This window comes from Peribacillus sp. V2I11, from assembly GCF_030817135.1.
Lineage (GTDB): Bacteria > Bacillota > Bacilli > Bacillales > DSM-1321 > Peribacillus > Peribacillus simplex.
In genome coordinates this window covers 3,767,582-3,779,851 of sequence record NZ_JAUSYW010000001.1, presented here as the reverse complement: position 1 = coordinate 3,779,851, position 12,270 = coordinate 3,767,582, and the positions used below count along the sequence as shown (strand labels likewise).

Here is a 12,270-nt window from a genome sequence, read left to right as displayed (position 1 = left end):
TGTATCTATGATGGTCACTCTACTAAATATAAGTTTCAATGTTGCTGTTGCAACTTCTAATATTAACATAATTGAATTTGAAAGAGAATGTAAAACACTGGTCCATGTATGATAGGAGACCTGCTCCTTTTTATTCCCGTAGGATGATTCGACTTCCCACTTATCTATTCAGGGTCCGATAAAAGAAAAAAACCCGCCATGGCGGGTTTTCAGGAAAGGACTTCTTCTATGTTCGCCCCGATTTTTTGTAAACTGCCTGGATCGACCTTTTCTATGGCAGTGGCTGCCGTTTCCAATGCAGCTTGATATTCATAGCTTCGGAATTTGGCTTCGGCTTCCCTAAGGCTCTCGGCAACCATATCGTGACTGCTTCGATAACGATTTCCGAATTGGATCACCTTTTCGGCCAAATACATATGTTCGATCAATTCTTGCGCTTTTTCGTGGACCCTATTCACCTGTTGAATCGCTTTTTCCAAATAAATATAAACAGCGGCCATCTCAAGCGGCTTTTCTTCAAGTTTCCCCTGAACGTCATCCATGCATTCTTTAGCGTCCTGAAGCACCACTTTATACTCTTCTGGAAGACCTGGAATATTACTTTTTGCAATTAAACGTCCAGTATCGACCATTTTGCGTTTCAATTCGGCCAGTGAATCCCTGGCATCCATTTCATCTTTTCGTAAAGCCTGTAATTTAACGGTAAAGTCTTTCTGATTTTCCTGTAATTCCTTCAACTGTACAGACAGCCCCTGCATCTCTTCGCTGATAAGGGAGCTTGCCATCACATTATCCTCCATTTTCAAGACGAGCAATTGATGGCGTTTCGAAATCTGGGCAATCTGCTTTTCCATTTTCCGTTGTGCATCGAGCTCATTTTCCGTCAGATGATATGTGTGTTGAACATGTATGGTTTCAACTTTAAGTTTATCGTTTTCATATTCAAGATCACTTATCGTTTTCCTGAGAACTTCATCATTTTTCAAGATATACTGTTTTGAAAGTACTTCTTTTTCCAAAAGGTCATAAAGCACTTCAATGCTTTCGCGCATTTCTTTAATGCCTTTTTCCACGGCTTCCGTTTCGGCATTTTCCAATTGTGTTTTATATAGTTCCAGTTCCTCCTCAAGCCGTGATATTTCCTGCTCGAATTGGATATGGCTCAACAGATACCCTTGTCCTGACATCTCCTCATAACCATCCTTCAATTCATGAAGCTGGGAATGCAGCTCGGATTGGCTATCCACCAATAATTTAGGGAGCATTTCCATTTTAACTGACAGAACCGCCAATTTTTCCTTAATGGATAGAACAAGCTCCCTCGCATTCAAATAATTGCCGTTCACCGTCTCTTCTTCATACTTCTGAAGGATCTGCAATACTTCATCCAAGGAATTTTCCAGCTTATCAGCCGCTTTCCCGTAATTATGCCTATGCGCAAGCAAGGATTTCTTCAATTGACGGTAGGATTCTTTGATATCCTCAATTTCCAATCGATTCTTTTCCTCACTGCCTACAAGTTCATTCAGTTCGTATAAGATCTTTTTGATCATTTCCTCGATTTCATTCAGCTTGACTGTAATTTTGCGCTGTACCTCTTTTGATCGGCTGAAACGGTATTTATCGACGAATTCCTCGGCATCGAATAAAAGTGCTTCGACTTCGGGCATATGATCCGTAATGATGGCGTCCCATTCAATGCGCCAGTTTTCGAACATTTCCTCTGTTTCACCTGTCATGTTCAATTGTTTGACTTTAGAAAGCTCTTCCAGCACGGGGCGGTGCATGATGCTTATTTTCCAGGATTCCAGTCGATCGATTTCTTTAAAATATCTCTTTTTGAAAAAATAACCCCAAATGATGAAAATCAAAATTAATACAATTACCCCAATTATGTAATCCATGGTAAGCCCCCTGTTCTAGTCCTTACAGTCTTGCTCGTTTATATATCAATTTTAAAAATGTTAAATTTAATGCTTTTATGATACCATGTTAGCAATAATTTTTGACGAGAAAAATGATTTTTTTGTAGAAAATTGCTACAAATACCTATTTTTTGGGAGGGATGGACTATGAAAGCTGACGGTCATGTGCACACTCCGTTTTGCCCTCACGGTTCTACGGATAAATTCGATGAATATATTACGCGGGGAATCGAGCTAGGATTAAAGGAAATCACATTTACGGAACATGCTCCATTGCCACGAGATTTTCAAGATCCTACGCCTGAAAAAGACAGCGGCATGGACGCTGCCCTGCTCCTGGATTACTTTCAAGAGCTCCGCGTACTGAAAGAACGCTATAAAGACAAAATCCTGATCAAAACGGGTCTGGAGGTTGACTTTATAGAGGGATATGAAAAAGAAACAAAAGAATTCCTCGACGAAATCGGAGAATTCCTTGATGATAGTATACTTTCCGTCCACTTCATCAAGCATCAAAACAGCTGGCATTGCATCGATTTCAGCGAAAATGGGTTTGGTGAGATTGCCAATGAACTAGGTTCAGTGGAATCGGTGTATGCCAAATATTACGATACACTGGAAAGATCAATAGAAACTGATTTAGGCATTTATAAACCAAAACGGATCGGGCATATTACGCTTGTCCATAAATTCCAGCATCGATATCCGCCGGCATCAAGTTTTGACGGGCGGGTTTACAAGGTTCTCGATATGATCAAGGATCAAAGGTATGAACTGGATTATAATGGGGCCGGGTTTGTAAAGCCGCTATGCGGTGAACCCTACCCTCCTGAAAGATTTGCAAAGCGTGCTTTAGATCTCGGCATTCCGCTTATTTACGGTTCCGATGCCCATCAGGCTAAAGATTTGGGTCAGGGCCATCAGGCACTGATTGCAGGGTTCAACGGTTAACTCATGTATACACTTCAGGCCGGCCGGCTAACAGTGGCTGTAGGTCTTCGGCAATGAAAAGGGTATCTTGCAGAAAACGTCCGACTTCATTGGCATAAATATTCGTGTAATAGGCTTCCTGCGGGAAGACATGAAGCACATCCATCGCATAATGGGTATGCAGGACAGGGGCCGTCAATAAACCCTTCAATTGCAGCAGATACATGGGTACGGAGACCTGCTGGAAACTCCTGCTCTTGATTCCTTGTTCCAAAACATATTGAAAATAAGACTTTTCCTTTGTAAAATAAGTCGAATGAATTTCGCGGTTTAAATTGGAATCGAGTGATGATTCCCCATATATGAACCGTGCAGCAAGGAAGTTTTCCCTCTGGAAAGCGAGAATTTCCTTTACAAGATTCATCAAGCAATGCTGTGGGCCTTTAAGTTCCAGCAGTGTCATGTTCGTATCAAGGACCAGGATATATTCTTCTAAATAGGAAGTGAAACAGAATTCCAGCAACCCCTGCTTATTCTTGAAATAGTAGGCAATATTTGCAGCGTTCACTTTCGCTTTATTCGCAATATCCCGTATGGATGTAGCATGATAGCCTTTTAAATGAAATAAATGCAAGGCAGCTTCCACAATGGCTTGTTTCGTTGGCGTCTGGCGATTCATTCAGGCAATCCCTCGCTTTCTTTGAGACAAGTCTTGTGGACTACTTCTTCACGGAAGAGCCTGAATCCTTTAGTAAGTTCTCGACAATTTCCCAACAATAAAGCATCATGATTAGAAAGTGCTGTAAAAATATGCGGAAGACAGGTGAACGCTTTTGTTTAATGTCGAAATGTATCAAGGGAAAAAAGAAAAAAACTATGAACTGGTCCAAAAACAACTGCTTGCCTTAATCGAAGATGAAACGAATCGGATAGCAAATTTAGGCAATGCGGCAGCTTTACTTAATCAGTTCCTCGATGAGATTAACTGGGTCGGCTTTTATTTATACGAAGAAGGCCAATTAATACTGGGACCCTTCCAGGGCCTTCCAGCCTGTGTCCGCATTCCAATGGGCAAGGGCGTATGCGGAACTTCAGCGGCAACTGAAAAAACCCTGCGCATAGAGGATGTCCATCAATTCCCTGGACATATCGCCTGCGATGCGGCATCAAGATCTGAAATTGTCATACCGCTCATGAAGGATGGAAAATTGTACGGTGTCCTCGATATCGACAGCCCGGTTACGGACCGTTTTGATGAAATGGATCAGCAAGGACTTGAGAAGTTCGCTGAAATCCTTTCCAACCATCTATAAAATTTAAAGGGAGCGGCAATCCTTGCCTGCTCCCTTTTCCATTCCAGGACCGGATACATGTACATGTATCCGGTCCTTTCCTGAATTCTTCGCAATATATTACGCCTCATCAGCCCTTTTGACATTTTTAGGGAACCTTCTGATATTTCACTTTGAAATGATGCAAAAGAAACAGAATTGAACCACACCCATGGCAGGGGCTCACAAGAAATGTCGGAAACCATCCATTAAAGCTTACAATAGAACCCCCCTAAAAATTGTATTTTTAAAATATATTGTATTTCCTCGCTTCGATTCTCTTTATCTATTCCTTAATTAATCACAACTGTCCTTGACTCATTGAGCAGAATATTATACAATACTCCTTGTGTAAAATATTGCAGCCTATGTGACAGCCTTTATGTTCTCATTTTGTTCCTCAATACAGAGGTGTATCTCGTAACTCTCTGCTGCTAGGGCGAAGGTACATGAAAACAAAATGGTCATGATCGTACATTCACACGGTTTTTATTTTACCAAAATAAAAACATTTAAAGGAGGAGTCATCCTATGGCTCGTTATACTGGCCCAAGCTGGAAACTATCCCGCCGTTTAGGAATTTCCCTAACAGGTACTGGTAAAGAATTAGAAAAACGCCCTTATGCTCCAGGACAACATGGTCCTAACCAACGTAGAAAAATTTCTGAATACGGAATGCAACTACAAGAGAAACAAAAACTTCGTCACATGTACGGAATCACTGAACGTCAATTCCGTTCAATGTTCGACCGCGCTGGCAAACTTAAAGGTGTTCATGGTGAAAACTTCATGATTCTTCTTGAATCACGTCTTGACAACCTAGTTTACCGTCTTGGTTTAGCTCGTACACGTCGTCAAGCACGTCAACTTGTTAACCACGGTCACATCACTGTAGACGGAAGCCGCGTAGACATTCCATCTTACAAAGTGTCTCTTGGACAAACAATCGCAGTTCGTGAAAAATCACGTAACTTCTCAATCATCAAAGAATCAGTTGAAGCAACTAACTTCGTTCCTGATTTCCTTACTTTCGATGCTGAGAAATTAGAAGGTACTTTCACTCGTTTACCAGAACGTTCTGAATTGCCTGCTGAAATTAACGAAGCTCTTATCGTTGAGTTCTACTCTCGTTAATAACTTCAAAAACCCCATCCTTGGATGGGGTTTTTTTTGCACCTAAACACCCTTGCATGACAAAGCCCGGCTGGGATTCAGCCGGGCTTTGAACGATCATTTCACTAATGTGTATTTCTTCTTGCCGCGACGAACGAGGATGAACTCCCCTTCAATCTTGGCAGCTTCCGTCACTATATATTGCAGATCAGTCACTTTCTCCCCATTTATGGAGATTGCCCCATTCTGAATATCTTCACGGGCTTGACGCTTTGATGGCGAAATTTTCGCTTCAACGATCAAATCGACCAAACTGATATCCTCCTTGCTTTCACGTTCGAAGCTAGGGACATCTTTAAAGCCCAATTTGATTTCCGCTGCACTTAAATTCTTCACTTCACCGCTGAATAGGGCGGCAGAGATTTTGATTGCTTGGTCAAGAGCTTCCTGACCATGAATCAATCGGGTCATTTCTTCCCCTAAAGCTTTTTGCGCTTTACGCAAATGCGGTTCGGACTGTACGGATTGCTCTAACTCTTCAATCACTTCACGAGATAGGAATGTGAAGAATTTCAGGTATTTCACGACATCAGCATCGGCTGTATTGATCCAGAATTGGTAAAATTCATACGGAGTCGTCTTTTCCGGGTCAAGCCAAATCGCTCCGCCTTCCGTTTTACCGAATTTCGTTCCATCCGCTTTCGTCACGAGCGGGATCGTCATACCGAATGCTTTAGCACTCTCGTCATTGGATTTCCTGATCATTTCAAGGCCGGTCGTAATGTTGCCCCATTGATCACTGCCGCCTATTTGCAATTTACAGTCGTAATTGCTGTATAAATGACCGAAATCAATTCCTTGTAAGATCGTGTACGCAAATTCAGTGAAGGAAATTCCCGTATCCAAGCGGGAAGCAACCGTATCTTTTGCCAGCATGTAGTTAATGCCGATGTATTTCCCGTAATCACGCAGGAACGTAACCATATCGATTTTGCCTATCCAGTCATAGTTATTGACCATGACCGCACCATTTTCACCGTCGAATTCAAAGATATGGGATAGCTGCCCTTTTATGCAGTCTGCATTATAAAGCACTTTTTCCAGCGTTTGCAGCTGGCGTTCCTCTTTTTTACCGCTTGGATCACCGATAAGTCCAGTCGCACCGCCTACCAGCACAAGGGGACGATGACCGTGCTGCTGGAAACGGCGCAATGTCAAGAATGGCAAAAGATGTCCGATGTGCATACTATCCGCAGTTGGATCTACACCACAGTATAAAGAAATTTTCTCTTTTTCTAAAAGGTCCTTAAAACCCTCTTCATCCGTTTGTTGATAAATAATCCCTCTCCACTCGAGGTCTTTAAGCAATTCCATTAAAAATTCCTCCTCCATCTTAGAAAAAAACCGCAAAAAGCACACAAAAACGCCCCTTCATAAATATGAAGGGACGAATGAATTCGCGGTACCACCCAACTTGAGGACATAATATGCCCTCCGCTCAAGACGAATAACGGCCGTCAACCGTTTCCTGCTACTAATCACATTTCACAGCAAATGCTCAAGGAAGTAATTCATCATACCATTTGTACCGGTTTCCACTAACCACCGGCTCTCTGAAACAGGGATAGTCTGACTACTGGATCCTATCATCGCGATCATTTAATCATTTTATTATTGTTAATAAACTTTTATCATACATAAGAATCATTGTCAACATCACCCTTACAGATTCTAGAAAAATAAGAAAGATGCCCTTTCCCCTATCTGTTATATGCTATAATATATGTGATTTCAGGGGGTATGATACGATGAATAATAATCAAAAAGATAGATTTCTAACAGTCTGGAAGCAGCTGACCCGTTTTTTTCAAAATGAAAAAACACAAAAGAACGCGCGCGTTACATACCAAGTCATTTGGAATTTAACGCTGATCCTCATTATTGTCGGGATTCTAGGATTCTCATTCGCCGGCGGCGTCGGGGCCGGCTATTTCGCTGCCCTCGTCAATGATGAGCCGGTACGCTCAAAAGAAGATTTGAAAAAAGACATTTACAATTATGAAGAGACCTCTGAAGTATACTTTGCTGATAACGTATACTTGGGCAAGCTTAAGAGTGACCTTGAGCGTGAAGAAGTGTCCATCGATAAAGTTTCCGAGCATCTAAAAAATGCAGTCATCGCTACAGAGGATGAATATTTTTATGAGCATGACGGGGTTGTCCCGAAAGCCATCCTGCGTGCCGTTTACCAGGAATTTTCGAATGCAACCGTCCAATCGGGAGGAAGTACATTAACACAGCAGCTCATTAAAAACCAGGTCCTGACCAACGAAGTATCATTTGAACGGAAAGCAAAAGAAATCCTTCTTGCGCTCCGGGTCGAAAAGTTCTTTGAAAAAGAAGAGATTTTGGAAACCTACTTAAACGTCTCCACTTTGGGACGAAACTCTTCAGGCCGTAACATCGCTGGTGTCGAGTCCGCCGCTGAAGGTATTTTTGGCGTGGAGGCCAAAGATCTGACACTGCCCCAATCAGCCTTTATCGCTGGATTGCCACAAAGCCCTTTCGGTTATACACCATATACCCAGAAAGGAAAACTGAAAGAAAATCAAGAGCCCGGCATCAACCGGATGAAAACCGTTTTAAAGCGGATGCATAGTAACGGATACATAACAAAAGAAGAATATGATAAAGCAAACGCATACGATATAACAAAAGACTTTATCGGTAAAACGGAGATGCCATCCGAGAAATATCCATGGCTCACCTATGAAATCGAAAAACGCTCCATCGAAATCCTATCTGTCAGTCTCGCAAAAGAAGATGGATATGAAGAGAAAGATTTAAAGAATGATGATTTAAAAGATCAATATCTAGCACTTGCCGACCGTAAGCTGCGTCAAAACGGCTATCAGATTTATACGACAATCAATAAAAAGATTTATGACAAGATGCAGGAAGTAACGAAAAACTATCCGAATTACGGCTACGATAAAACGGCACAGGTCGTCGATCCGGATACGAAAGAAATGAAAACGGTAAGTGAGCCCGTTGAAGCCGGGGCCATTCTAATCGAAAATAAAACAGGAAAAATCATCAGTTTCGTAGGGGGCCGTGATTTCAAGCGGGAGCAGACGAACCATGCAACCGCATCACTGCGATCGAATGGATCAACGATGAAGCCGCTGCTCGTATATGGACCAGGGATCGAGTTAGGAAAGATCTCACCCGGAAGCGTATCGGCCAACGTACCCATTTCCATTCCAGCAGGAACAATGTGGCGTCCAGGGAACTATGGGGGCGGAAGCTATACGGGAGTAACGACAGCCCGTGAGGCCCTGAAGAATTCCTATAATATCCCGGCAGCGCTCTTTTACATGAAAATAATCAACCAAGGTCCAGCTTCCTATTTGGAAAAAATGGGCTTTACAACAGTGACGAAAGAGGATTACTCTAATCCTTCCATGTCATTGGGAGCTATGTCAAAAGGTGTAACCGTTGAAGAAAACGTCAATGCTTTTGGTACATTTGCCAATTCAGGGGAGTTCGTCGATGCCTATATGATCGATAAAATCGTATCGAAAGATGGCGAGGTCATCTATGAACATAAAGCGAAACCAGTGGAAGTATTTTCTCCGCAGGCCGCTTACCTGACGCTTGATATGATGCGGGATGTCGTAAACAGCGGGACGGCCGCTTCGGTCAGGAACCGACTTGCTTTCTCGAGTGATTGGGCAGGTAAGACCGGAACTTCACAAAACTATTGGGACGCTTGGTTCGTCGCTACCAATCCAAATGTATCATTCGGTACATGGCTGGGATATGACACACCGAAATCCTTGCAAGGGACCTATAATGGTCTTGAATATAATAAACGTAATATGTATTATTGGGCAGATCTGATCAATGCCGCATATAAAGTCGACCCTAAACTCATCGACCCCGATACGCGATTTGAAATGCCGGGCGGAATTGTAAGCCGTTCCTTCTGTGGTGTTTCAGGACTGCTGCCTTCAAGTTCATGCCAAAAGGCCGGACTTGTCAAATCGGATTTATTCATAGCCAAATATGCTCCATCCAAGGCGGATGATAGTTTCATAGATGGACGATATGTATCAGTCGGCAGCAAACGCTACGGAGCCCTTCCGCAAACGCCTGGCGAGTTCACAAGCGGCGGGTTCATGTTGAATCCCGATTCTTTTGCAGATATCGGATTGAAATATGTCGATGACCCGGGATCCGTGATTCCTGGAGGCGAAAAATCAGGAAATGTCGTCGGGGCGAAAGCGAAATTGAATGATAATGGCAAATCACCCGATCCCCTATCCATAACGATCAGTAACGGTAAGATTACATGGGGCCTGCATCATGAAGGAGATGTCGTCGGTTATCGTGTCTATAAAGACGGTAAAAAAGTGGCGAGCATCAATGCTGGGGAGGGCCTTGTTTACAAAGTCGGCTCAGGCGGTTCATATTATGTAACGGCCGTAGACATAGTCGGTAAAGAATCATCCCCTTCTCAACGTGTTGAAAGCGGCGCTAAAAAGACTGGTTCAAAAGAAGATTCCACAAAAAATAAAGATGATAGTGGAAAAGATAAAATAGCTAACGATATTAAAAAACCAGACTCAAAAGAAGAGAACGGTTCAGATAAAGAAAAAGAAACAGATATAGATAAAAATAAAGAGCCGGCTCAAGACAAAGATCAGAACAAAGATCAGAACAAAGAGAATACAGATAAAGAAAATCCAGAGACCGACAAAGATCAAGACACAGTCAATGATAAAGACACAGTCAATAATAAAGAGCAAGACACGGATAAAGCAGAAGAAGAGGAAGAATGACACTCTTTTTTGAACTAAAACAGGCTGTCGGGCCAGCCCGACAGCCTGTTTCCTTATAATCTCCCAAAAAAGGCATCCATGCAAATGACCATGGATGCCTTTTTCTTTCTCAAATACAGCATGAACCAGTTTTCAATCCTCCATCGATGATAAATCACCAGTTGGCAGATCAAGTTCCCAAGCTTTCAAGACACGGCGCATTATTTTACCGCTTCTTGTTTTAGGAAGTTTATCCCTGAATTCAATTTCACGAGGTGCAGCATGTGCTGCTAGACCATGCTTTACAAATGTACGAATTTCCTCAATCAACTCATCGTTTGCATCGTATCCGTCACGAAGGGCGATAAACGCTTTGATGATTTCCCCCCGAACCGGATCTGGCTTACCGATGACCCCCGCTTCAGCTACGGCTGGATGCTCGACCAACTTGCTTTCCACTTCGAAAGGTCCGACTCTCTCCCCTGCCGTCATGATGACATCATCAACCCGGCCTTGGAACCAGAAATAACCATCTTCATCCATATATGCGGAATCTCCGGAAACATACCAATCACCTGGCATAAAGTAAGATTCATATTTCGCTTCATTCTTCCAGACGGTCTTCATCATCGACGGCCATCCTTTCTTGATGGCAAGGTTCCCCATTCTATGCGGCGGAAGCTCGTTGCCTTGATCATCCACTATCGCCGCTTTCACACCAGGAATCGGTTTACCCATCGAACCTGGTTTGATTTCCAGGCAAGGATAATTACAGATGACCTGAGCCCCGGTCTCAGTCATCCACCATGTATCATGGATCCGGTGATTGAATACCTTCATTCCCCAACGCACCACTTCCGGGTTCAACGGTTCACCGACACTTAAAATATGGCGGAGAGAACTCAAATCGAACCGCTTAACGATTTCATCGCCTGCGCCCATCAGCATCCTGAAGGCAGTCGGGGCACTATACCATACCGTGACACCAAAATCCTCCAAGGTCTTGTACCAGGATTCAGGCTTGAATCGCCCGCCTACAATGACATTCGAGGTCCCTGTCAGCCAAGGTCCAAAGATACCGTATGACGTCCCTGTCACCCATCCAGGGTCCGCTGTGCACCAATACACATCCTCATCCTGTAAATCAAGGACCCATCTTGCCGTTTGATAATGCTGGATCATCGCGTTATGAACGTGAAGCACTCCTTTTGGTTTGCCTGTGGAACCGGAGGTATAGTGAAGAATCAGACCGTCATTCCGATCCACCCATTCAATTTCGAATTCTTTGTCTGCTTCTTTTAACTTTTTATTGAAGTGATGGTACTTTCCTTCTTCTTTTATGTTTTCCCCCACCAGGAATACATGCTTTAAATGGGGTAATTCATCCACTGGGACGCGCGGCAAAAGTTCAGGTGTCGTCACAATCACGCTTGCCTCACTATCTTCAAGGCGATCCCTTATGGCGCCTTCCATGAAAGCTTCGAACAACGGCCCTACGACCGCTCCCGTTTTAATCGCACCCAACAATGCAAAATAAAGCTCCGGGGAGCGAGGCATGAAGATGAAAACACGATCGCCTTTTTCAACATTGGCAATGTTCTTGAACACATTGGCCGCTTGGTTCGTATAATCTTTCATTTCCTTGAATGTATACTTTTCATTTCTTTTATCGTCTTTGTAATAAAGGGCTACTTTATTCTTTTTATATGTTTCGACATGGCGGTCAATGGCTTCATACGCAAGATTCACTTTACCGGTTTCGGACCAGGAGAATTCCTTTTCCGTCTCAGACCAGTCAAACTTCTTGTATTTTTCATCATAATTCTTTAAATTAAAATTACCTTCCACTACTGGTAACGCTTTCACATTCATACGACAAACTCCCCCTTCATTCTGCTCTATATTTTCATTATAGTATAAGAGTGGAATTATCTCAATTTTTAAAATATTGAATAATTCCATATTAGGGGAAATCCCGTTTGCTGAATTTTGAAAATTCCCAGTAGTGTTATATAGTAAATTTAAATCATATTGATGGCCGGGAAAGAAGAAGCACTGTAACAAAAGATTCAAATATGCCTTGAACTTTCTGAATTATGCCCCATGTTTTCAAGTATAATTTATGTAAGCTTTCCATTCGGTCAAACG

General features: G+C 42.7%; 8 protein-coding genes and 1 other annotated feature. Of the genes, 4 read left to right on the top strand and 4 right to left on the bottom strand.

Features of this window, described 5'->3' with window-relative positions:
- Window positions 1-209: 209 nt before the first annotated feature.
- Window positions 210-1,904 carry a septation ring formation regulator EzrA gene (ezrA, locus tag QFZ73_RS18475; protein ID WP_307269200.1) on the bottom strand — a complete coding sequence of 565 codons (1,695 nt, stop codon included), beginning with the start codon at window positions 1,902-1,904 and terminating at the stop codon, window positions 210-212.
- Between the two features lie 168 nt (window positions 1,905-2,072).
- Here ezrA and hisJ point away from each other — a divergent pair, with 168 nt between their 5' ends.
- Window positions 2,073-2,876, top strand: a complete 804-nt coding sequence (gene hisJ / locus QFZ73_RS18470) for a histidinol-phosphatase HisJ (protein ID WP_307269197.1) — start codon at window positions 2,073-2,075, stop codon at window positions 2,874-2,876.
- Window position 2,877: 1 nt separating this feature from the next.
- Here the strand turns inward: hisJ and refZ are convergent, their stop codons facing one another.
- The gene (refZ, locus tag QFZ73_RS18465) at window positions 2,878-3,534 is read right to left on the bottom strand and encodes a forespore capture DNA-binding protein RefZ (RefSeq protein ID WP_251429352.1); all 657 of its coding nucleotides are present in this window, start codon (window positions 3,532-3,534) and stop codon (window positions 2,878-2,880) included.
- A 154-nt stretch (window positions 3,535-3,688) separates the two neighbouring features.
- On the opposite strand from refZ, the gene QFZ73_RS18460 reads away from it, so the two are divergent.
- Window positions 3,689-4,168, top strand: a complete 480-nt coding sequence (locus QFZ73_RS18460; RefSeq protein WP_307269192.1) for a GAF domain-containing protein — start codon at window positions 3,689-3,691, stop codon at window positions 4,166-4,168.
- Between the two features lie 549 nt (window positions 4,169-4,717).
- Window positions 4,718-5,320, top strand: a complete 603-nt coding sequence (rpsD, locus tag QFZ73_RS18455; protein WP_063232686.1) for a 30S ribosomal protein S4 — start codon at window positions 4,718-4,720, stop codon at window positions 5,318-5,320.
- A gap of 96 nt (window positions 5,321-5,416) precedes the next feature.
- Here rpsD and tyrS read toward each other — a convergent pair whose 3' ends face one another.
- Window positions 5,417-6,673 (bottom strand): tyrosine--tRNA ligase, encoded by a 1,257-nt coding sequence (gene tyrS, locus QFZ73_RS18450; RefSeq protein WP_307269187.1) that lies wholly within the window; start codon window positions 6,671-6,673, stop codon window positions 5,417-5,419.
- A gap of 66 nt (window positions 6,674-6,739) precedes the next feature.
- Window positions 6,740-6,958 (bottom strand) — a binding site (T-box leader).
- Window positions 6,959-7,107: 149 nt separating this feature from the next.
- Here tyrS and QFZ73_RS18445 point away from each other — a divergent pair.
- On the top strand, window positions 7,108-10,143 hold the full coding sequence (locus QFZ73_RS18445) for a transglycosylase domain-containing protein (RefSeq protein ID WP_307269184.1): 3,036 nt from the start codon (window positions 7,108-7,110) through the stop codon (window positions 10,141-10,143).
- Window positions 10,144-10,275: 132 nt separating this feature from the next.
- On the opposite strand, the gene acsA is transcribed toward QFZ73_RS18445, so the two are convergent.
- On the bottom strand, window positions 10,276-11,994 hold the full coding sequence (acsA, locus tag QFZ73_RS18440; protein ID WP_251429364.1) for an acetate--CoA ligase: 1,719 nt from the start codon (window positions 11,992-11,994) through the stop codon (window positions 10,276-10,278).
- Between the last annotated feature and the right edge of the window lie 276 nt (window positions 11,995-12,270).

Coding starts and splice junctions, on each gene's coding strand:
- QFZ73_RS18445 (WP_307269184.1), top strand. CDS start 7,108: ATGAATAATAATCAAAAAGATAGATTTCTAACAGTCTGGAAGCAGCTG.
- hisJ (WP_307269197.1), top strand. CDS start 2,073: ATGAAAGCTGACGGTCATGTGCACACTCCGTTTTGCCCTCACGGTTCT.
- acsA (WP_251429364.1), bottom strand. CDS start 11,994: ATGAATGTGAAAGCGTTACCAGTAGTGGAAGGTAATTTTAATTTAAAG.
- refZ (WP_251429352.1), bottom strand. CDS start 3,534: ATGAATCGCCAGACGCCAACGAAACAAGCCATTGTGGAAGCTGCCTTG.
- rpsD (WP_063232686.1), top strand. CDS start 4,718: ATGGCTCGTTATACTGGCCCAAGCTGGAAACTATCCCGCCGTTTAGGA.
- tyrS (WP_307269187.1), bottom strand. CDS start 6,673: ATGGAATTGCTTAAAGACCTCGAGTGGAGAGGGATTATTTATCAACAA.
- ezrA (WP_307269200.1), bottom strand. CDS start 1,904: ATGGATTACATAATTGGGGTAATTGTATTAATTTTGATTTTCATCATT.